This window comes from Bacillus sp. FSL K6-0993 (assembly GCF_037977205.1).
Classification (GTDB): domain Bacteria; phylum Bacillota; class Bacilli; order Bacillales; family Bacillaceae; genus Bacillus; species Bacillus subtilis.
The window spans coordinates 365,305-389,279 of record NZ_CP150275.1 but is presented as its reverse complement, the minus strand read 5'-3'; the positions used below and the strand labels follow the sequence as shown (position 1 = coordinate 389,279).

At 49.2% G+C, this 23,975-nt stretch carries 5 protein-coding genes and 2 pseudogenes; 2 read left to right on the top strand and 5 right to left on the bottom strand.

Going from position 1 to position 23,975, the window contains the following annotated elements:
• Nucleotides 1-33 precede the first annotated feature (33 nt).
• From srfAB (MHH79_RS02000) to hxlR, 5 genes and pseudogenes are all read right to left on the bottom strand, one after another.
• Nucleotides 34-7,563 (bottom strand): annotated as a pseudogene (gene srfAB / locus MHH79_RS02000) (surfactin non-ribosomal peptide synthetase SrfAB); the annotation flags it as partial.
• Complete coding sequence (gene comS, locus MHH79_RS01995; protein WP_010886404.1) at nucleotides 7,509-7,649, bottom strand: competence protein ComS; 141 nt, start codon at nucleotides 7,647-7,649, stop codon at nucleotides 7,509-7,511. The pseudogene srfAB (MHH79_RS02000) and the gene comS, both read right to left, overlap by 55 nt.
• Before the next feature lie 43 nt (nucleotides 7,650-7,692).
• Nucleotides 7,693-10,785, bottom strand: a pseudogene (srfAB, locus tag MHH79_RS01990) (surfactin non-ribosomal peptide synthetase SrfAB); the annotation flags it as partial.
• Between the two features lie 12 nt (nucleotides 10,786-10,797).
• Nucleotides 10,798-21,561, bottom strand: a complete 10,764-nt coding sequence (gene srfAA, locus MHH79_RS01985; protein WP_340034957.1) for a surfactin non-ribosomal peptide synthetase SrfAA — start codon at nucleotides 21,559-21,561, stop codon at nucleotides 10,798-10,800.
• 575 nt (nucleotides 21,562-22,136) lie between these two features.
• On the bottom strand, nucleotides 22,137-22,499 hold the full coding sequence (gene hxlR, locus MHH79_RS01980) for a transcriptional activator HxlR (RefSeq protein WP_015482783.1): 363 nt from the start codon (nucleotides 22,497-22,499) through the stop codon (nucleotides 22,137-22,139).
• A gap of 231 nt (nucleotides 22,500-22,730) precedes the next feature.
• On the opposite strand from hxlR, the gene hxlA reads away from it, so the two are divergent.
• Nucleotides 22,731-23,363 carry a 3-hexulose-6-phosphate synthase gene (gene hxlA, locus MHH79_RS01975; protein WP_063336040.1) on the top strand — a complete coding sequence of 211 codons (633 nt, stop codon included), beginning with the start codon at nucleotides 22,731-22,733 and terminating at the stop codon, nucleotides 23,361-23,363.
• Between the two features lie 5 nt (nucleotides 23,364-23,368).
• Entirely contained in the window at nucleotides 23,369-23,926 is a 558-nt protein-coding gene (gene hxlB, locus MHH79_RS01970; RefSeq protein WP_063336039.1) for a 6-phospho-3-hexuloisomerase, read from the top strand.
• Nucleotides 23,927-23,975 lie beyond the last annotated feature (49 nt).

The window sequence follows — 23,975 nt, the reverse complement described above, 5'->3', positions numbered from 1 at the left end:
TTTCGCTCCCGCCTTCTGTAATTCCCTTGCGTTTCATTTTAAATTCTCCTCAAGCATGTCAAAGATATCTCCCATCTCGTCCATTTCAAGGTCTTCGGCGCTAAAGTCGCTTGGTGTGAATTCCTTGTCTTCTTTTTCCGTGCAATGGCGGATTAGCATCAGGAGGTTTTCTTTAAACCGTTCCATTTGCTCCTCGACTGTAGCTCTTTCAAACTCCTTCTCATTGTAGGAGCAGGAAAGCACAAACCGGCCGTTTCTGATCATGCCACTGAAGCTTAATGCGTACAGCGCTTCTGATTCTCCGCTTACTTGGCGCCCCATATCGAAAGCGGACGGTTCAAAGAAATCGGTTTTGACTTCGCTGTCAAATTGGCCCAAATAGTTGAAGCTGATCTCCGGTGTGAAGCCCTTTGTTTCCGCTGTTTCTGTGAAATAACGAAGAATGCCGTAGCCAACACCTTTGTCCGGAATGCGGCGCAGGTTTTCTTTGACTGTTTTGATCACAGCTGAGGCATCTGCTTCAGACATGTCGAGCACAACAGGGTATTGTGCCGTAAACCAGCCGATCGTTCTGGAGATATTCACATTCTGGATGATGTCCTCCCGGCCGTGTCCCTCAAGGTTAATGCCAATTTTGGCACCCTTTGTCCATTCTTTCATTGTCAAACCGAGCGCGCTGAGAAGAATATCGTTGATTTCAGTTCCATATGGCTGATGAACATCTGTTAAAAGATGCTTAGTGTCTTCTTCCGTTAATTCACATAGGACGGATGATGTATCCTTGACGATCCGCTGCTCTGTTTCACAATCCTTCGGTAAAGGAGAAACCTGTTCAGCGGCAATTTGCGACCAGTATTCAGCCTGCTGTAAAAGATGTGCTGATTGGCTGAATGCCGCCAGTTCTTCCGCCCAGTCCTTGAAGGAGTTTGTTTTTTGCGGGAAGACAAGGCTCTCTTCTTTCTCAGCCTGCATGTAGCCTGAAGCAAAGTCTTCAAGCAAAATCCGCCATGACACACCGTCGACCACGAGATGGTGTACAGCAATGAGCAGGTGATCCCCAGCTTCTGTGCGATATTGCTCCGCCTTTAAAAGCGGCCCGGTTCGCAGATCGAGACTGCTTTGCAGCTTGTTCGCGAGAATCTTAATCTGGCTTCTCAGCATCTCTTCATCGGAGCCGTACAGATCCACGATTTCAAAGCTGACCTTGCTCTCACCGATCGGTTTATACGCCTGAACAATGTCCCCGTTTTCCTCACGATAGACCATGCGGAGCGCGTCATGATGCTCGATCAGCGCCTGCAATGTTTTCTCCACCCGTTCAGGATCAAAGCCCTTCTTGGCGTGAAGCATCACCGATTGGTTCCAGTGGTGCTTGTTCGTGAAGTTCTTTTCAAAGAACCAGCGCTGGATCGGCGTCAGGATGACTTCGCCCTCTACCGGGCCTTGGTCTGCCTGTTTGCCTTCGGCACGCTCTACATATTGGGTAAGCTCTTCGATCGTCGGATGCTGGAAGAGATCTTTCATTTCCAGCTTCCAGCCGTGCTGGTTCAAGCGGCTCGCCATTTGAATTCCTTTGATGGAATCTCCGCCAAGCGAGAAGAAATTGTCGGTGACACCGACTTCAGACATTCCAAGCACGTCCTGCCAGATGCCGGCAAGCAGCTCTTCCATGTCGGTCGTTGGCGCTTTGTATTCTCCGCTTCCCGCTTCGATGTCTGGCTCAGGCAAGGCTTTGCGGTCCACTTTGCCGTTTGCCGTAACCGGAAGCTCGCTCAGTGTCACCCAGAACGCCGGGATCATGTAATCCGGCAGGGTTTCCTTCAGTGCTGATTTCAGCGCTTCTATATCAGCTGTTTCCGGGGTGACATACGCCGCGATCGCTGTATTGCCGCCTTTATCTTTGACAGCCGTCACTGCCGCATCCTGCACCTCAGAAAGCTGGGCGAGCTGGACTTCGATTTCTGAGAGCTCGATCCGGTAGCCGCGGACCTTGACCTGCTGGTCGATCCGGCCGATGTATTCGATACCGCCGCCCGTCCATTTCACCAAATCGCCGGTGCGGTACATGCGCTCACCCGGCACAAACGGATCAGCGACAAACCGCTTCGCGGTTTCGTCTTCTCGATTCAGGTAGCCGCGTGCCAGTCCGCGTCCCGCCACGCAAAGCTCTCCGGCTACGCCTTCCGGCTGCACCTGATTGCCCTCGCCGAGAATGTATACTCTCGTATTGGCAATGGCCCTTCCGATGGAAAGCGAGCCTTCCTCCGGATGGATTTCTGCGCTTGTGGCAACGACCGTATTCTCTGTCGGCCCGTAGTTATTGACGAGTGTGTACGGCTTTTTCACTGCGCGCTTCAGCTTGTCTCCTCCAGTCAAGAGGACGCGAAGTGATGTGTTCTCAAGCTCCATGAACTGTTCCGCAAGCTGTGTCGGCAGGAACGTGATCGTTATGCCGTTCGTTTCGAAGTAATCGTTCAGGCGGACGATATCGAGGCGGATCGCTTCATCAATGACGTGAAGTTCAGCACCGATCGTCCAGGTCGGGAACATCTCCCAAATGGAAGCGTCGAACCCAAAGCCCGCGTACTTCGCACTGCGGTCCTCCGCTGTCATGCTGAACGCGTCGTGGTGCCAGAAGCACAGGTTCACAAGCGCATGGTGCTCGACCATGACACCCTTCGGCTGTCCGGTCGTTCCAGACGTGTAAATCATGTACGCCAAGTTCTCCGCGGTTACAGCCGTCTCTGGATTTCCCTCGTCGTTTTCATCAAGCGGCAGGCTTAGAATCGTGCGGCTTCCGTCGAGAAGAATGACATCTCCCGTATAGCTGTCCGGCACTGAAATCCCCTCTTGCTTCAAGAGAAGCTTCGCGCCGCTGTCCTGTAAAATATATTCAATCCGCTGATCCGGGTAGTCAGGATCAATCGGCACAAACGCCGCTCCCGCCTTTAAGACACCGAGCACCGCGGCGGACATTTCAAGCGACGGCTTCGTGAGAATGCCGACGCGGTCATCCGGGCTGATACCGCAGTCCATCAGAATCCGCGCAAGACGATTTGCCTTCGCATTCAGCTCGCTGTACGTCCAAGACTGGCCGTTGTATGTGACAGCCGGGCGGTCTTTGTGGCGCTGGACAGTCTCTTCGAATAGCTGATGAACCGTTTTGTCTGTTGGAACAGGCAGCGATTTGCCCTTCCATGCCTTAAGAAGCGCTTGCTTTTCTGTCTCGGTGACCAGTGACAGGCTGGAAAGCGGCTGGTTCGGGTTATCCGCAACAGCCTTTAGTAGCCGCAGAACGTATTCGCTCCATTTTTCAGCTGTTTCTTTTGCGAACAGATCTGTCGCATATTCGAGCTGCAAGCCAATGCCATTTTCATCGGTAAATCCGCCCAGTGTCAGATCAAACTTAGAAGTTCCCTGATGAGCCTCATAAGGTGAAATGCTCAGATTTTGCAATGTAAGCTGTTCTTTATCAGGGTTTTCTGTCGTCACCATCACATTAAACAATGGGTTTCGGCTCATATCCCGAGGGAGATCAAGCTGATTAACCAGATCTTCAAACGGATACTCCTGATGCTCAAGCGCTGACAGGTTCGTCTGCTTTGCTTGCTCCAAAAGCTCCGCAAATGTTTGCTGTTCTTTCGCTTCCATTCTCAGGGCAAGTGTATTGACGAACATTCCCGGCATGTCCTGAATATCAGCATTCGTCCGGCCGGCAGTAACGGAGCCGATGACGATATCCCGCTGTCCGGAAATTTTGCTTAAAAAGACGTGGAAAACAGCATGGAGCACCATGTGCAAGGTCGTTCCGGTTTCCGTAAGCAGTTTTTCTACCGCCTTTGCCGTCTCACTTTCCGTACGGAAACGGATCGTATCTCCTTTAAAGCTTTGCACAGGCGGACGGGCGTAATCGAGCGGGAGATCAAGCTCTGGCAGCTCTCCTGAAAGAACCGACAGCCAGTACGCCTCATGCTCCTTCATTCGTTCTTTTTGCTCAGCTTCATTTTGCCAAACGGCGAAATCTTTATAATGAAGCGCCGGCTCCGGAAGCTGCTCTCCTTTGTAAAGCAGCGCCAATTCTTTTACAAAAATGCCTCTTGAGACGCCGTCTGCGATGATATGATGCATATCTAAAAGCAGCAAATGTTTTTTCGCTTCTATTCGAAGCAAAGCTGCGCGAATGAGCGGTGCGTCGTTTAAGTCGAATGGCCGGATAAATTCCTTAATCTTTTGGTCCGCTTCGTCTTCTTTGGCTTCAAACAGATGAAGATCAACCTCCGCCTTCTCAATGATGCGCTGAACAGGCTCACCATTAGCTTCCATAAATGACGTCCGCAATGATTCGTGACGATTCACAAGCTGATTGAGTGAGTCGCGCAGGCGCGAAATATCAAGCTCGCCTTCCATTAGAAGAACAGATGGCATGTTGTAGCTTATCGTCTGGCGGTCAAGCTGATTGAGCACGTACATCCGTTTCTGTGCGGATGACAATGGATACATATCCTGCTTGTCAGCCGGTTTGAGGACTTGATGGCCGCCTGAAACGGCAGACGCCTCCATATAAGCCGCCAGCTGGCGAACAGTCGGCTGCTCGAACAGTGCTTTAAGCGGTACGCTTTTCTCCAATTCCGCCTGAATGTTGGCAATCAGCATCATCCCTTTTAATGAATGGCCGCCTAAATCGAAAAAATTGTCGTCAATGCCGATGGCTTCTATGCCAAGCGTTTTCTGCCAAATGCGGCATAAGCTTTCTTCAAGCGCTGTCTCCGGTGCGGCCAAGGCCTTGCCTCCGGATTGTGCCGCGTTCGGCTTCGGCAAAGCGTTTCTGTCGGTTTTTCCGTTTGCCGTCAGCGGAATCGCGTCAACCTGCACAAAGAAAGCAGGAATCATATGAGACGGCAGTGTTAGGGAAAGCTGCTTCCGGAGTTCTGCTTTTTCAATAGCTTGTTCCGACGTATAATACGCGCAAAGCTCTTGAAGACCGCCCTCGGAAACCGCTAGTACAATCGCTTCTTGAATTCCGCTGAGGCTGAGCATGACCGTTTCAATTTCTTTCGGCTCAATGCGGTAGCCGCGGATTTTCACCTGATCATCAGCCCGGCCGATAAATGCAAGCGTACCGTCAGAAAGTCTCCGTACGACATCTCCGGTTTTGTACATGAGGCTTCCCGACGAATATGGATTTTCTACAAATCTCTCGGCTGTCAGCTGAGGCCTGTTGAGATACCCTCTCGCAAGCCCCTGTCCCGTGATATAGAGCTGTCCGCTCGCTCCCGGCGGCACAAGCTTCAATGCTTCATTTAAGACAAGCGCGCCGGCATTCGCAATCGGCCGTCCGATTGTCGGGCGTTTCGCAAATGCATCCGGCTCAGACAGATCAACCCGCCCGGCGATGGCGCCGATCGTTGCTTCTGTCGGGCCGTAGTGATTGATAAATTCGGTATGTCCATACATCTTACGGAAGGCGAGAACATCAGTCGGGATGATTTTTTCTCCTCCCAAGACGATCAAGCGCAAGGATTCAAAGTTCGCATCTTTTGCAAAACTGGCGGTGTTCACTATTGTATGGAACAGAGACGGTGTCAGCTTGATATAAGTGATCCCATGCTCCTTGATATAGTGCGCTATTTCATCCGGCGCCGTATAGGTTTCCTTCTGTACGATATGGAGCTCGCCCCCGCCCAGAAGTACGGGGAACATGCTCGTATAGCCAAGGTCAAATGCGTAAGATGAAAGCAATACAGTCTTATCATTTTCCTTCAGGCTCGCCTCTTCACTAAACCAAGAGACATAGTTTGTCAGATTGCGATGCTCAATCTGCACGCCCTTCGGCTTTCCGGTCGTGCCGGACGTATAAATGACGTATGCAAGATTGCGAGACCCGGAAATGGATGATGGGCGCTCCTTGCTTTCATTTCTCCATTTACCGTCATCAAGGCTGACGATTGTCCCTTCATATTGCCCAATAGCCGTCATGTTTCTTTCATTCACGACCGCAAATTTTGCTCCGCTGTCCTCTAATGAATAACGGATTCGTTCTTCAGGTGTATCAGGATCAATCGGAAGGAAAGCTGCCCCCGCCTTCATGACACCGAGAATCGATACCATAACCTCAGCTGACCGGTCCATAACAATCGCGACAATGTCTTCATTTCCTGCCCCTTGGGCACGAAGATGATGCGCCAGCTGGTTCGCCTGTTCATCAAGCTCACGATAGGTCAGCAGATTTCCGCCAGCCTTCACCGCAGGATGGTCAGGTGTTTGCTGGGCCTGTTTTTCAAAAAGAGCTGCAAAGGTTGCCTCGGTAATTTGAGTCATATGTCTTTCTTCTAGCAAAGCAGCCGTTTCTGCAGATGAAAGCAGATCTACATCAGACAGCCGAACGTTCGGATTAGCCGCGGCCGCTTTGATGATATTGACAAAGTGGCGGCTCCAGCGGCGGATCGTCTCGTCCTTAAACAAGGCAGTCGCATAGTCAAAGCTTAGGCCGATATCCTCTTTACGCTCGACCGCTTCCAAGGATAGATCAAATTTCGCAACATGATGAAGCATGGAATACGAGGAAATCTTCAAATCTCCTAATCTTAATGAAGGAATCTCCATATTCTGCATGTTGAACATCACGCTGAACAGCGGACTTCTGCTTGTATCCCTTGTAAGCGGAAGCTTTTCAATCAGCTCCTCAAGCGGATAGCTCTGGTGCTCAAATGCTTGAAGGCTGGCTGTTTTGACCTCTTCAAGAAATTGCGCGAAGGTTTTATCTCCCGCTGGTGCCGTTCTGAGTGCCACCGTGTTGACAAACATACCCGGCACACCTTGCAGATCAGGATGTGTTCTGCCAGCTGTCGGCGAGCCGACAATGATATCATCCTGTGACGCGTACTTGGAAAGGAGTACATTGAACGCCGCCAGCAAAAACATGTACATTGTCGTATCTGTTTCTGCCATGAGCGATTTGATTTGAGCCGTGATTTGCTTATCAAGCCCAAACATCACGCGCTCTCCCGCAAAGCTCCGTTCAGCAGGCCGCTCGAAATCCGCGGGAAGATCCAGTATTGGCAATTCGCCTTTAAAGACATCGAGCCAGTATTCCTCATCTTTTTGATTATCAGTTTGTTCTTTGTGCCAAACTGCATAATCTTTATAGTGAATTTGTGGCAGTTCCAGATCTGCGCCTTGATATATTTTGGCAAGATCACCGATTAGAATGCCTGTTGAACTGCCGTCAGTAATAATATGATGCATATCAATGAGCAGCAGGTGGCGTTTTTCTTCCAGCTGGACGAGCTTCGAACGGACGAGCGGCGCGCGGTTTAATTCAAACGGCTGAACAAATGCTTTGATGATCTCTTCCGCGTCTTCTTCCCGTCCCTTGGCAGCCTCCAGCTGGAACGATATGTTTTTATGAACGGTTTGTACAACCTCTCCGTCGATCATGTCAAACGATGTACGGAGGATTTCGTGCCGATTGATTAATTGCTGAATCGCGTTTTCAAGCCGGTCTTTATCTACTTCTCCCTCCAGCAGAAGTACAGCGGGGACGTTGTAGCTTGTGTTTGCTTGTCCAAGCTGATTGAGGATATACATTCTCCGCTGGGCCGGGGATACAGGATAATGCTGCTGATAAGGTGCTTGCCTGATCGGTTCAAACGTCTGCTCCTCCTTGCTCTCGTTCTCTTCCAAATACAGTGCCAGTTCTTGAATAGTCGGCTTTTCAAAAAGCACTTTTATCGGAACTTCCTTATGAAAATGCTCTTGAATTTTCGCCGTCATCATCATCGCTTTCAAAGAATGACCGCCGATCATAAAGAAGTTATCGGTAACGCCTGCTCTGACGCCGAGTATTCCTTCCCAGATCTCCGCTAATTTCTTTTCACTCTCTGTTTCTGGTGCTGCGTATTCCGGCTGCACGGCTTCTGATTGCGGTGCAGGCAGTTCCTTTTTGTTGATTTTCCCGTTTGGCGTGAGCGGCAGACTTTCCATTTGAATCAGGTGGGCAGGGACCATATAGTCAGGCAAAGACTGAGACAGTGTTTTTCTCAGCTCACTCACAGCCACTTCACGATCCGCCGTAAAGTACGCGCAAATTTCATTTTCATCCGCTTTGTTCTTGCGGATGATCACCGCAGCTTCTGTCACATGCTCAGCCATGTTCAGTTTTGTTTCAATTTCGCCAAGCTCAATTCGGAAGCCGCGCACCTTCACTTGGTTGTCGATTCTGCCTAAAAATTCGATATTGCCGTCCGGCAGCCATCTTGCCAAGTCACCAGTGCGATAAATTCTCTCACCCGGTCTGAACGGGTCTTCGAGAAATTGCTTCTCCGTCAGCTCAGGGAGATTCACATATCCTCGCGCTACACCGATTCCGCCTACGCAAAGCTCACCAGGCGCGCCGATTGGCTGCAGACATTGCTGCTCATCCAGGATGTAGGCAGTGGAATTTCCGATCGGCTTCCCGATTGGGATAGAGCCGCCATACTCACGGTCGATCAGAAAACTGGTTGAAAACGTCGTGTTTTCTGTCGGGCCGTATCCGTTCCACAATGAAAGTGACGGCGATGCCTGTTTTACTTTGCTGACTATATGCGGGACAAGTGCGTCTCCGCCGATGATTAAATGGCGCAGTGTGCCGAACATACCAGCATCCTTTGCGGCAAGCTGGTTGAATAAAGGTGACGTCAGCCACATCGTCGAGATTCTTTGCTCACGCAGAAATGCAGCAAATTGTTTCGCATCAAGCAGCGTCTCTTTTTTGACCGGATAAAGCGCTGCGCCATTTAGCAGTGCGCCGAATACCTCAAACGTTCCGGCATCAAAGCTGACAGCTCCCGTTTGCGCCATGCGGTCCTCTTCAGTAACAGGAACGTACCCGGCATTTTTGACGAGGCGCAGAATGCTTTTATGTTCGATCATGACGCCTTTCGGTTTGCCCGTTGAACCGGATGTGTACATGATGTACGCCAAATCAGACGGGGCGGATGGCAGGTTGAGATTGTCAGCCGCTTCACTCTCTTCAAAGCCTATGTCCAGTGTAAGAACCGGCACCTGCAGCTGATGTGCCTGCCCTGTATAAGAATTTCCGGTCAAAACCATTCGAACAGAGCTGTCCTCTGCCATGAAACGAAGACGATCCCCAGGAAGCGCTGGATCAAGCGGCACATATGCGGCGCCTGCTTTTAACACAGCCAGCATGCCGACAACGGTTTCTACTGAGCGGTCGTTCATAATCGCTGCTGTTTCCCCTTTTTGAAGCCCTTGTTCGACAAGCTTTCCCGCAAGACGGTTAGCCGCTGCATTCAGCTCGCGGTATGTCAGCTCGGTTCCTTCATATACGACGGCAGTGCTCGCCGGCGTCCGTTTCGCTTGCTCTTCAAATACTTGGTGAACAGCCCTTCCTTCAGGGAGTTCGGCTTTCGTGCTGTTAAACACCTCGACAATTTGCCGCTGCTCTCCGTCTCCCACAAGCCCGTACTCACGCACAAAAGCGGCCGGCTGATCGACAGCTGCTTCCATCATGCGGGTAAGGTGCTCCGCTATCCGTTCGATAAAAGCGGAATCAAAGGCGGCTCCGTTATATTTAATTTTGACGGTCCACGTTTTGCCCGGATACACAATCAGGTTGAAATCGAAGCTCGTTTGTTCAAATGCGCTTTCTACTTTGATCGAAAACCCGAGGCGGTCTTCCATGCTGCCGTTTTCAAGCTCTTGATCAAGCGGATAATTTTCAAACGCGACCAGATGGTTTAAGAGATTGCCATCAAGGGCTGAGCGTTTTTGAATCTCATAGAGCGGCACGTAATCGTAACGCTCCGCCTCTACTGCATGCTGCTGAACAGCTGTGAAAATATCAGCGAATGCAGCATCTCGTTCAACTTTCACCCGCACCGGAATGGTGTTGATAAACAGCCCCGCCATCGTTTCAATTCCGTTGATTTCAGACGGCCTTCCTGAGACGACCGTTCCGAAGACAACATCATCCGTAAAGTTGTATTTGCTGAGAACAATGCCCCAAACGGCCTGAAATAGGTTAGGCCCTGTCACTTGATGGAGATTTGCGGTTTGCTGAATACGGGCAACCAATGTTTCGTCCCATGTAAAGGAATATTCTTTATTGACGTATTCGTCTTTTTTTACAGGCAGGCGGCCCGGGAGCACGCTTGGCTGTTCAAAACCCGCCAAGCGCTCGCACCAGTAGCTCTCCGCTTCTTCAGTGTCCTGTTTTCCAAGCCATTTGATGTAGTCGGAGTAAGGCTTGCCTTGACCGTTTGCAGGTGTCCTTCCTGCTCTGAGCGCTTCATAGTTTTGGAACAGGCTTTTCATGAGGACGCCCATGCTCCAGCCGTCCATCATAATATGATGATTGCTCCAGACAAGATACAGCTGATCTGCAGCAAGGCGGAAAACCGCCACCTTGAACAATATGTCTTTTGCCAGGTTAAAGCCTTGGCGCTGAACGTCTTGTTTGTAACGCTCAATTTGCTCTTTCTGGCGGTTCTCGTCTGCATGACTGATATCCTCATAATGCACCTTTGTTTTGCGTTCCGCTAACACGACCTGACGCGGTTTTTGCAGCTGCTGATGCACAAATACCGTACGGAGAATATCGTATGACCGAATCAGTTCATTGACGCTTTTCTCAAAGATTTCAAGATCAAAAGCGCCGTGAATCCCAAGCTCTAATTGTGTGAAGTACGAGGAAGAATGCGGATCAAGCATCGCATGATACAGCATTCCCTCCTGCATTGGTGTCAGTGCGTACACCTTTTGAATCGATTTTTTGCTCATATGCCACCTCTATTAGAAAATTTCCATTAATTTATCCAGCTCATCCAGCGTCAAATCGTCGTCACCAAGATCACTCGGGGTCAGTTCCGTACCGTCTTGAGATAGGCAATGTTCAATGATTCTGAGAAGATGCGCTTTAAAGCTGTCACTGAATGTTTGTACTGTTTTTTCATGAAATTCAAGAGAATGATAGGCCAGTGACATCGTCAGTTTTCCGTTTTCGATATATCCAACAACATCCAGCGCATTCGGTTTTTCTGTTTCAGGGCTTAATGACTGTCCTGATGGCAGCTCTGATCTCGTAAACAAACCTGCATCCGACATTTCGTCAAACTGACCTAAATAGTTGAAGCTGACATCCGGCTGAATCGAGAACGCCACATCTTCTTTATGTTCCGGTGCCGTCAGATAGCGCAGAATGCCGTATCCGACTCCCTTATTCGGCACATGTCTGATATCTTCTTTCATTTGCTTCAGCTGGTAGCCCAGATCATCCGCATGCTTCATATCGAGCACCATTGGGTACATACTTGTAAACCAGCCGACTGTGCGGGAAATGGTCAGGTCTTCTATGATTTCTTCACGTCCATGCCCCTCTAAATGAACACTTACTCGATCTTGACCCGTCCACTCCTTCATTGCCAATCCGAATGCCGTCAGCAAAATATCATTCATTTCTGTGTGATATGCCTCATGCACCTTTGTGGTGAGCTGTTCTGTCTCTTCAGCAGTCAGCGAGAATTCAATTGTCTTTGTATGTTTCATTCGCTGATCACCAGATTCGCGGTCTTTCGGAAGCTTTGCCGCGACTGCTTGTTCTTCAAGCTGTCTCCAATACTCTTTTTCTTTCAAAAAGGCTTTGGAGTTCGCGTAGTCTTGCAATCTCTCTGCATACTCTGCAAATGAATGTGTTTTCTGCGGGAGAACCGGTTCATTGCCTTGCTCAAGCTGTGTATATACTGCGGCGAAATCCTCCAGTAGAATCCGCCACGACACGCCGTCAACCACTAAGTGATGAATGGCAAGAAGCAAGTGGTCTCCGTCTTCCGCTTGGAACAAGCCTGCTTTTAACAAGCCGCCTTCCTGCAAGTCGATGCTGCTTTGCAAACGCTCCGCTTCTCTCTCTATACGGTCTTCGTAATCTGCAGCTTGGCCCTCAATCTGGATGACCTCCAATTGAGCTGAAGCAGCTTCAAGATCTCTGTTGTATTGAATGACGTCTTCCTGTCCCTCACGGTAGATCATACGGAGCGCGTCATGATGCTCGATCAGCGCCTGCAATGTTTTCTCCACCCGTTCAGGATCAAAGCCCTTCTTGGCGTGAAGCATCACCGATTGGTTCCAGTGGTGCTTGTTCGTGAAGTTCTTTTCAAAGAACCAGCGCTGGATCGGCGTCAGGATGACTTCGCCCTCCACCGGGCCTTGGTCTGCCTGTTTGCCTTCGGCACGCTCTACATATTGGGTAAGCTCTTCGATCGTCGGATGCTGGAAGAGATCTTTCATTTCCAGCTTCCAGCCGTGCTGGTTCAAGCGGCTCGCCATTTGAATTCCTTTGATGGAATCTCCGCCAAGCGAGAAGAAATTGTCGGTGACACCGACTTCAGACATTCCAAGCACGTCCTGCCAGATGCCGGCAAGCAGCTCTTCCATGTCGGTCGTCGGCGCTTTGTATTCTCCGCTTCCCGCTTCGATGTCCGGCTCAGGCAAGGCTTTGCGGTCCACTTTGCCGTTTGCCGTAACCGGAAGCTCGTTCAGCGTCACCCAGAACGCCGGGATCATGTAATCCGGCAGGGTTTCCTTCAGTGCTGATTTCAGTGCTTCTATGTCAGCTGTTTCCGGTGTGACATACGCCGCGATCGCTGTGTTGCCGCCTTTATCTTTGACAGCTGTCACCGCCGCATCCTGCACCTCAGAAAGCTGGGCGAGCTGGACTTCGATTTCTGAGAGCTCGATCCGGTAGCCGCGGACCTTGACCTGCTGGTCGATCCGGCCGATGTACTCGATGCCTCCGCCCGTCCATTTCACCAAATCGCCGGTGCGGTACATGCGCTCACCCGGCACAAACGGATCAGCGACAAACCGCTTCGCGGTTTCGTCTTCTCGATTCAGATAGCCGCGTGCCAGTCCGCGCCCCGCCACGCAAAGCTCTCCGGCTACGCCTTCCGGCTGCACCTGATTGCCCTCGCCGAGAATGTATACTCTCGTATTGGCAATGGCCCGTCCGATGGAAAGCGAGCCTTCCTCCGGATGGATTTCTGCGCTTGTGGCAACGACCGTATTCTCTGTCGGCCCGTAGTTATTGACGAGTGTGTACGGCTTTTTCACTGCGCGCTTCAGCTTGTCTCCGCCTGTGAGCAATACGCGTAGCGATGTGTTCTCTAGCTCCATGAACTGTTCCGCAAGCTGTGTCGGCAGGAACGTGATCGTTATGCCGTTCGTTTCAAAATAATCGTTCAGGCGGACGATATCGAGGCGGATCGCTTCATCAATGACGTGAAGTTCAGCACCGATCGTCCAGGTCGGGAACATCTCCCAAATGGAAGCGTCGAACCCAAAGCCTGCGTACTTCGCACTGCGGTCCTCCGCTGTCATGCTGAACGCGTCGTGGTGCCAGAAGCACAGGTTCACAAGCGCATGATGCTCGACCATGACACCCTTCGGCTGTCCGGTCGTTCCAGACGTGTAAATCATGTACGCCAAGTTCTCCGCGGTTACAGCCGTCTCTGGATTTTCCTCGTCGTTTTCATCAAGCGGCAGGCTTAGAATCGTGCGGCTTCCGTCGAGAAGAATGACATCTCCCGTATAGCTGTCCGGCACTGAAATGCCTTCCTGTTTCAAGAGAAGCTTCGCGCCGCTGTCCTGTAAAATATATTCAATCCGCTGATCCGGGTAGTCAGGATCAATCGGCACAAACGCCGCTCCCGCCTTTAAGACACCGAGCACCGCGGCGGACATTTCAAGCGACGGCTTCGTGAGAATGCCGACGCGGTCATCCGGGCTGATGCCGCAGTCCATCAGAATCCGCGCGAGACGGTTTGCCTTCGCATTCAGCTCGCCGTACGTCCAAGACTGGCCGTTGTATGTGACAGCCGGGCGGTCTTTGTGGCGCTGGACAGTCTCTTCGAATAGCTGATGAACCGTTTTGTCTGTCGGCACAGGCAGCGATTTGCCCTTCCATGCCTTAAGAAGCGCTTGTTTTTCTGTTTCAGTGACAAATGACAGGCTGGAAAGCGGCTGGTTCGGGTTCCCAGTAACAGCATCCAAAAGCTGCATCCAATATTGCTTCCATCGTTCAATCGTTTCCTGCTTAAACAGAGCTGTATTGTATTCGAGTACGAATGTAAGCCCTCCGTCGGTTTCGTCAGCCGTCAGCGTGAGGTCAAACTTGGCTGTTTTCCGTTCAAACGGATGCGGCTCAAGCTGAATCCCTTTCATTGTTAAATCCTTTATGTTCGCATTTTGCATTGAAAAAACTGCATCAAATAACGGATTTCTGCTTGTGTCACGCTGAACCTGAACATTTCCGATCAAGTCCTCAAGCGGATAATCCTGCGCATCAAAAGCGCTTAGTGCCGTTTCTTTCACTTCGTTAAGATAGTCAGCAAACGTCTTTTCACCCTTCGGATACGTGCGGAGCGCCAGTGTATTGACGAACATTCCGATGACACGGCTGACGTCCGCTTGAGATCGTCCGGCCACAGGTGAACCGACGATGATATCGTCTTGCCCGCTAAGTTTTGATAAAAACGCACTGTATGAAGCCAGAAGCACCATGTAAAGCGTGGAATCCGTTTCTTTTGCAAGCCTGCGCAGAGCATCAGCTTTGCCTGCTTCTAATGAAAATGCAATGCGGTCTCCCTCAAATGTTTGAACGGCAGGCCGACTGTAATCAGTCGGAAGCGTCAACACCGGCAGCTCTCCGTCCAGCTCCTTCAGCCAATGCTCCTCTTGCTTCTTGTAAAGCTCAGACTGAATGAACTGCTGCTGCCACACGGCATAATCCTTATATTGAATACGGAGCGGCTCAAGGGTTTCTCCGTCGTACAGCTTTGAAAGCTCCTCAATCAGCACACCGACAGACGCACCGTCAGAAATAATGTGATGCATATCGAACAGCAGCACATGCTCAGTGTCTGAATGCTTGATCAGTCCTATTCTGAACAGTGGAAGTTGGTCGATTTTGAAAGGCTTAATAAACTCAGAAACGATCCGCTCTGTCTCTTCTTCCGGGGCTTCGAAATAGGCTATCTCACACTCAGCCTCTTCCCAGATCCGCTGCACCGTTTCTCCATCTTTTATTTCAAACGTGGTTCTCAAGGCTTCATGACGCTGCATTAACTGCTGCATGACGCTGTTAAGCCTTTCAATATCAAGCTCACCTGTCAGGCGCAGAACCGCAGGCATGTTATAGCTCGTTTGCGCATCCTCAAGCTGCTGAAGCACGTACATCCGTTTTTGCGGTGAAGAAACAGGATACGTATCTTGTTTCTCTGCTGGGCTGATACTGGCGGCTGTCCCTTTTTCAGCAGAGGCAATCACCTGTGCCAAGCCCTCAACCGTTGGTGACTGGAAGAGATCCTTGAGTGACAGCTCAACGCCCAGTTCCTGATGAACCAAGGCAAGCATCTTCATGCCTGCTAATGAATGTCCGCCAACGTCAAAGAAGTGGTCATAAACGCCGACTTGTTCAGCCTGAAGCACCTGTGCCCAAATGTCTGCGACTTTTTGTTCCGTTTCATTGCGTGGCGCAACATATGAAACACCTCTTGAAACGTTGGCATCAGGAATCGGCAGCGCTCTTCGGTCAATTTTTCCGTTCCCTGTCAGCGGCAGCTCGTCCATTTGGATAAACACCGCAGGAACCATATATGCCGGCAAGTCCTTCGCAGCATGCTCTCTCATCTCTTGTGATGAGATGTCTCCCGCTCCGACATAGTAAGCGCAAAGCAGTTTATCTCCCGCTCCTTGATCAACGGCAAGCACAACACTTTCCTGAACACGATCATGGGTTTGCAGCTGATGTTCGATTTCTCCAAGCTCGATGCGCTGTCCGCGAATCTTCACCTGATGGTCGATTCGCCCGATAAATTCGATGTCGCCATTCGGCAGCCATCTCGCAAGGTCTCCCGTTTTATACATGCGTTCGCCAGATGTAAACGGATGGGGAACAAATTTCTCCTCAGTCAGTTCTGGACGGTTGTAATAGCCTTTCACGAGTCCTTCGCCGCTGACGCAAAGCTCTCCGGCAATCCCGGCAGGCTGCACGTGTCCCGTGCGGTCAAGAATGTATACTTCCGTATTGCTAACCGGTTTTCCAATCGGAACAGACAGCGTGTGCTCCTCCAATTCATCAACCGGATGATACGTCGCGAAAACCGTGCTTTCAGACGGCCCATACATGTGAAGGAGCTTGCCCTTTCCAACCGTTTGCAAAGCTTTTCTGACATGCTCAACCGAAGCCCGTTCCCCGCCAAACATAATCTTGCGAAGCGTTGACAAGCACGCCGGATTCAAGTCCACAAGCAAGTGGAACAAAGCGGTTGTAATCATGAGAATGCTGATGTTCTCCCGTTCAATGACGCGGGACAGGCGAGCCATGTCCAAAACGGTTTCCTTCGGTATCAGCACCAGCTTGGCTCCGTTTAACAAAGAGCCGAACATATCGAACATAAACGCGTCAAACACGTAATTGGAAAGACCGAGAATCGTATCCTGTTCTGTAATGCTGAGATAATTCGTTTCCTTCACCGTGCGGAGAATATTGGCATGTGTCACGATATTCCCCTTAGGTGTTCCAGTCGTTCCAGAAGTATACGTCAGGTTTGCCATTGCTTCAGAATCAAGAGGCAGTGCGAGATTGCGCGCATCGGCATGATAGCTTTCTTCCTCATCGGCTAGCACGATAACGCCCTTAAATTCCGCTTCTTCCGCCAAAGCCTTTAATTTCCTCTGAGTGAGAAGCACCTTTGCTCCGCTGTCACGGAAGAAATGCTGCATCCGCTGAATCGGATGTTCCGGATCAATCGGAACATAAGCCGAACCTGATTTTAATACTGCCAAGATCGACACAATCATATCCATTGACCGCTCGCATAAGACAGCCGCAGTTCTGCCTTCGCCAGCTCCAAGAGAAAGAATGCCGCGGGCTAAACGATTGGCCCGTTCATTCAGCTCACGATAAGTGAGTGTTTCACCTTCATATTGAAGTGCCGGATGGTCTGGTGTTTTCGCCGCTTGCTCCTCAAACAGCTGAACAATTGTTTTGTCTTTCGGATAAGGTGTTCTGCCCGGGTTAAACTGCTGAATTTGCGAAGCAGCCTCCTCTTCAGAAAGAAGCTTATACTCGGAAATCCGCTTCTCCGGATCAGCCGCAGCATCTTCAAGCAAACGCGCAAAATGCGTAAGCAGCCTGTCTGCCGTGCTTTGTTTAAACAGCTTCGTGCTGTAGTCCAAATCAAGCTCAATGCCTTCATCGGTTTCTCTCGCCTGCACCGTCAAATCAAATTTGGCAATCTTGAAATTGGTCTCATGAACAGACAAGGACAGATCGCCGACAGCCGGAATGCCCTCTGTCGCGTTTTGGAGGCTGAACATCGTGTCAAACAGCGGATGCCTGCTTACATCACGCGGGATATTCAAGTCTTCAACAAGCCACTCAAACGGATAGTCCTGATGAGAAAAGGCATCCAGCACCTGTTTACGAACACGCGAGATCAATTGGGTAAACGTCTCATCCTGCTTCACCTCACTGCGAATCGCAAGCGTATTGACGAACATCCCGATAATGCCCTCTGTATCGGAGTGATTTCTGCCGGCTGACGGCGTCCCGACAATGATGTCATCCTGTCCCGCATACTTTGACAAAAGCGTATAGTAAGCGGACAGCATCACCATATACAAAGTGGCGCCGTTTTGTTCAGCCAAACGATTGAGGCGATCCTTTATCCCCGCATCCAGCTTGATTGACACCCGATCCCCTTCAAAGCTCTGAACAGGCGGTCTTGGGTAATCGGACAGAAGCTGAAGCACCGGGAGCTCGCCTGCAAAGACTTCCTTCCAATAAGCCTGGTCCTTCTTGTATCCTTCAGCAGCCTGTCTGCTTTGCCATACAGCGTAGTCCTTATACTGAAGACGAAGCTCAGGAAGCTGTTCGCCTTTATAAATGCGTGCTAACTCCTCCAGCATAATGCCAATGGATACACCGTCAGAAATCAAATGGTGCATGTCAAACAGCAGCATATGACGGTTCTCTTCAAGCTCCAGCAAACCGATTCTGAACAGCGGCGCTTTCGCCAAATCAAATTTCCGAACGAATGAAGCCATAATTGCCTCATCTGAGCGGCCGCCTCTTTCAATCATTTCGATGTTGAAATCAACGCTATCGTGAATTTTCTGTCTCGGCGTGCTGTTTTCAAGAACAAATGATGTTCTCAACGACTCGTGGCGTCGGATTAACCCCTGAAATGCGCGCTCCAGCTTTTGAATATCTAAAGGCCCTTCTAGAATTGCTGCTGCCGGCATGTTGTAGCCGACTCCCGCATCCTCGAACTGGCTGACGATATATGTTCGCTGCTGTGCCAGAGAAAGCGGATAATGTTCCTGTTTTTCAGCAGGTTCAATCACCGAAAATGCCCGGCTTTCTCTGTGATCAGCTTCCTCTGCAAGAGCCGCAATCGTCGGATGCTCAAACAAATATTGAAGCGGAATCTCGACGCCTGTTTGCTTATGAATCTTTGTTAAAAGGGTCATGGCTTTCAATGAATGCCCGCCGATTTCAAAGAAATTGTCAAAGATCCCCGCCTTCTCAACGTTCAGCACGTCCTGCCAAATGGCTGCGATTGCTTTTTCAGTCTCATTTCGCGGCGCTGTATAGGCAGTGCCGCTGACAGCCTTCACCTCTAGTGCAAACAGCTTGCGGCGGTCGACTTTGCCGCTTGGCGTAAGCGGAATTTCTGTCACTTCTGTAAAGTAAGCCGGCACCATATAGTCAGGAAGCTGTCTGGCCGCATGCTCCCTCAAGCCGGCTGGCGCAAATTCGCTTCCAGGCTTCTGCACAACATATGCGCAAACCTCAAGATTTCCCTGTTCGTCAGGGCGTGCCAAAACAACGGCTTTTGCAACGTCTGGCGCCTGCTGAATCACGGCTTCAATTTCCCCAAGCTCAATCCGGTATCCGCGGACTTTGACCTGGTCGTCCTCTCTGCCTAAATATTCGACTGTTCCATCTGGAAGCCAGCGCACCACATCCCCGGTCCGGTACATGTGATCGCCCGGCACGAATGGATCTTGTAAAAACTTCTCTTCCGTTAATTCAGGCAAATGCAAATAGCCTCGGCCCACACCGTCTCCCGCGATATAAAGCTCGCCCGCCACGCCTTCAGGCTGCAGCCGGCCTTTTTGATCCAAAATATATAAGCGATTGTTCCCCAGTGCTTTCCCGATCGGCACATACGCTGATTGAACTGCACTCTCAGGGATAACCGGATGAACAGACGCGTCAACGCACGTTTCAGTCGGCCCGTACACATTGGTCAAACGCGGCGCTGTGCCGGCTTCTTTAAACAGCTTCAGCAGCTTGTCCGCAACAACAGATGACAGGCCTTCTCCTCCGATCAGCATGTGTTTCAGTTTTAGGCCTTCAAAATCGCCCGCTGCTACCAGCATTTGCAAATGAGCCGGTGTTCCATCCGTCGCCTCAATGCTGTTTCTCCGATAATATGAAGCAAGGGCGGCCCCGTTCGTCACCGTTTTCTTCGGTACGATATAAAGGGTTTGTCCCAAAAGAAGCGACGCGAAGATCTGCTTCACTGACGCATCGAAGTGGAACGGCGCAAGCAATGCCATCCGCAGGGTTTGGCTGCCGCTTTGATAAATCGTCTGCTGCAGAGATTCAACCAAATGATGAACCTGGCGATGCTCGATCATAACGCCTTTCGGGCGTCCGGTTGTTCCCGATGTGTAAATAATGTAGGCAAGGTTCCGTGCGTTCACATCTGCATTCAGGCTTTCTTCTGCACCTTCCGCAATCGCTTGATCTAAGTCAATCAGCTCAGCATCGGCTTCAGGCGCCGCAACCTTCGATTCAGTCAGGATGAAGTCCGCCCCGCAGTCCTCCAAAATATATTGAATGCGCTCAGCAGGAAAACCCGGATCAATCGGCACATAGGCTCCGCCGGCTTGTAAAATCCCCATGATAGCTGTAATCATCCGTTCAGAACGTTCAATCAAAACCGCGACAGGACTGTCCGGGCCAACCCCTTTCTGTTTCAGCACATTGGCGATGCGTGCAGATTGCTCATGTAACGTTCGATAGGACAATGTGCGATCTTCAAATACAACCGCTGGATGATCTGAAAGCTGCTCAGCCTTTTCTTGGAACAGTTCCGGGATCGTCATGTCCTTACGGTAGCTCACAGATTTACCGCCGGCCCTCGCAAGCAGCTTCTCTTTCTCCGCATCAGAAATCATCGTTAATTCATCAATTGTATGTTCTGGATGCGTTAACGCGTCCTCCAGCATTGTAATCATGCGCTCACAAATAATGTTGATTTCTTCACGTGAAAATAAATCAGTGCGGTAATCAAAATCTATGGTGAGTTTCCCAGTATCCCATCGATCCTTTACATGGATCGAGACATCATTTAATCCGCTGCCGCTGAAAATCGGCTCAGTCAAAAAGGCAAGGTCCTCTTCTTTTTGCCACTGCATCACCTGATATTCAAGAGAAACAGTAAACAGCTTGGTCAGAGAGCTCTTTGTTTCACGCAAATCGTTGATCAGGAGATTATACGGGTACTTTTGGTGGCGAAGCGTCTTCATGAGATCCTTCATCCGGTCTTTGACAAATTCTAAAAACGCCTGCCCGCCGTCAATGTTTGTCCGAAGCGGAACCGTAGAAACAAACATGCCAAGCATCTGCTTCTCTTTCGCATTTGTCCGGTTGCCCATAAAGGTTCCCGTCACAACATCATTCTGGCCGCTGACCCTGTATAAATAGGCGGCGAGCAACGATTGAAATACCGAAAGAACACTGACTTTATTCGCCTCACAAAACGACAGAATCTGCTGATGAAGCGCTTCAGGCACATCTTTAGAGAACCTCTCAGCATCTAAACTTCCTCCTGCGGAAGCATTCCGTTTCAAGGAAACAAGTTCAGGCACCGATTCAAATTGTTTGTTCCAAAACGCCTTGTCCTTTTCAAACCGCTTCGATTGAGCATAGTCCTGTTCAGATAAAACATGATCGATAAATGAATGCGAGATTCCTTCTTTTGTCTCTGAGCCGCTGGCTAATTCTAAATAAATGTGCATGATCGCATTTCCGAGAATATTCATGGAGATACCATCAGAAATCACGTGATGAACATTTGCGTAAAACCACACTTCATTTTCCTTTATGGTGAACAAGGAAAAACGGAACAAATCACAATCGTACAACGGCAACGGTTTCTTCGTTTCCTCCCGGCTCCATTGTGAAATAAACTCTATCGCATTCGGATCTTCAGTAGTGTCAGTATGTTTTATATCAACAGGCCGATACTCGCTAATATATTGAACAGGCTCCCCGTTTTCATCTAGCCGCAACCGAAGGCGCATGGCGTCATTTCTGCGAATAAACTCTTGAATCGCCTGCTCAACAAGCACATAATCAATCGCATCAGCTGAAACCAGCTTACCAATCCCCGCAAGATTTGAAATGCTCGTGTGAGGATAAAATTTTTCTGTGTACCAAATTCGTTTTTGTGCATCCGTTAAAGGGTAAAAAGTTATTTCCATATTGTCATACCTCCCCTAATCTTTATAAGCAGTGAACATGTGCAACGCATTTTCTCTTTCTTATCCATATCAGCTTTTAATGCTTATGAACTAACAGCCGAAATAGCCCAAAGTACTACACTTAAAAAGCAATGCTTCCAAACAAAAAAACAGATTGCCGCTATTAAAACGGGCAGCCGTCAGTCAGCATTGCGGCGTTTAACATAAGCGGATAAAGACCGCAAGATCCCCTATCCTAATAGGAAACAATTTTGGCTATTTATTCATTGTTTTCAATATTTTTTATCTTACTACCGTTCACTTTAAATGAAAAAAATGTTTTTATCACCGAAAAATGGGTGAAAAGTTTCATGCGGGATGCCGAAAGATTCCAGATTATTTACAGGGATATTTTTGCGGGATGCCGCAATCATTTCCACTAAACATTATTTACAGAAAAATAAAAATTTTTAAACCAAACTCCTGCGTTCAATCTTTTTTTATTGCTGACTGCAATTTACAATCTTTACATGACTATGTGTACCGCGCAAAAACCGAAAAAAAGGCAAAAAAAAGACACCCTTGCGAAGAGCGTCTTACAACGATTCTTTCATGATATTTTTGTCGATATCAATCAATTCCATATAGCCTTTCCCCCACTCATACATGGCTTCAAGAATAGGCATGAGGCTTTCTCCGTGCGGGGTCAGAGAATATTCAACCTTCGGCGGGACAACCGGATACACTTCCCTGTGAACAATCATATCCTGCTCAAGCTCTCTCAGCTGATTCACGAGGATCTTCTGCGTAATATCAGGAATCAATGTTTTTAATTCATTGAACCGTTTTGTGCCTTCTTTTCCTAAATGCCACAAAATGAGCATTTTCCATTTACCGCCAATCACTGCAAGCGTTAATTCCTTCTCACAATTAAACCTTTTGTCGTCCATCCGGCTCAATAGAATCCCCCCTTAGTAACCTTTTTGTATGTTAGATACGTATCATCACTTACTTACTTTTTTGCAGACTCTTTTTTCATTATACTCACTCATAAAATTAAGCGAAAGAAATCTGATTGCCTCTCCTCACAGTATCCTCCAAGTAACTTGTTGACTTTAAAGTGCCTACTTCTCATCAAATGAGAGAACCTATAGAATGAAAAATAATTCGAAAAAGGGAGTGGATTAACAATGGAATTACAGCTTGCATTAGACCTCGTCAACATCCCGGAAGCCATTGAGCTCGTCAAAGAGGTGGAACAATATATCGACGTAGTTGAAATCGGAACACCGGTCGTCATTAATGAAGGCCTAAGAGCCGTTAAAGAAATAAAAGAAGCATTTCCTCAATTGAAGGTTCTTGCAGACCTGAAAATCATGGATGCCGGAGGCTACGAAATTATGAAAGCGTCGGAAGCAGGCGCTGACATCATCACCGTTTTAGGGGCTACAGACGATGCAACGATTAAAGGCGCAGTAGAAGAAGCCAAAAAACAAAAGAAGAAAATCTTAGTGGACATGATTAACGTGAAAGATATCGAATCCCGTGCGAAAGAAATTGACGCACTCGGTGTTGACTACATCTGCGTCCACACTGGCTATGATCTTCAAGCAGAGGGTAAAAACTCTTTCGAAGAATTAACGACAATCAAAAATACCGTAAAAAACGCAAAAACCGCAATCGCGGGCGGCATCAAACTTGATACACTGCCAGAAGTGATCCAGCAAAAGCCTGACCTTGTCATTGTTGGGGGCGGAATTACAAGCGCAGCTGATAAGGCAGAAACAGCTTCAAAAATGAAGCAGCTTATTGCCCAAGGATAAATCAGATGAAAACGACTGAATACGTAACAGAAATTCTCAATGAGTTACACCGTTCAGCGGCTTATATTTCTGATAAAGAAGCTGACCAGCTTGCCGATCACATTCTTTCATCCCACCAAATTTTCACCGCGGGTGCGGGGCGGTCTGGCCTGATGGCAAAATCCTTCGCAATGAGATTGATGCACATGGGCTTCAACGCCCATATTGTCGGTGAGATTCTCACTCCGCCGCTCCGCGAAGGAGATCTAGTTATTATCGGCTCAGGATCAGGCGAGACAAAAAGCTTGATTCATACCGCAGCAAAAGCAAAAAGCTTACACGGAATTGTTGCCGCTTTAACCATCAATCCGGAATCAAGCATCGGAAAACAAGCGGACCTCATCATCAGAATGCCTGGTTCTCCTAAAGACCAGTCAAACGGAAGCTATAAAACCATTCAGCCAATGGGATCATTATTTGAACAAACTTTGCTGCTCTTCTATGATGCAGTGATTTTAAAACTCATGGAGAAAAAAGGACTCGATTCTGAAACTATGTTCACTCACCACGCAAACCTTGAATAGCATCACACAACCGGCCTGAAGATCAGGCCGGTTTTATTTTTTCTAAAAT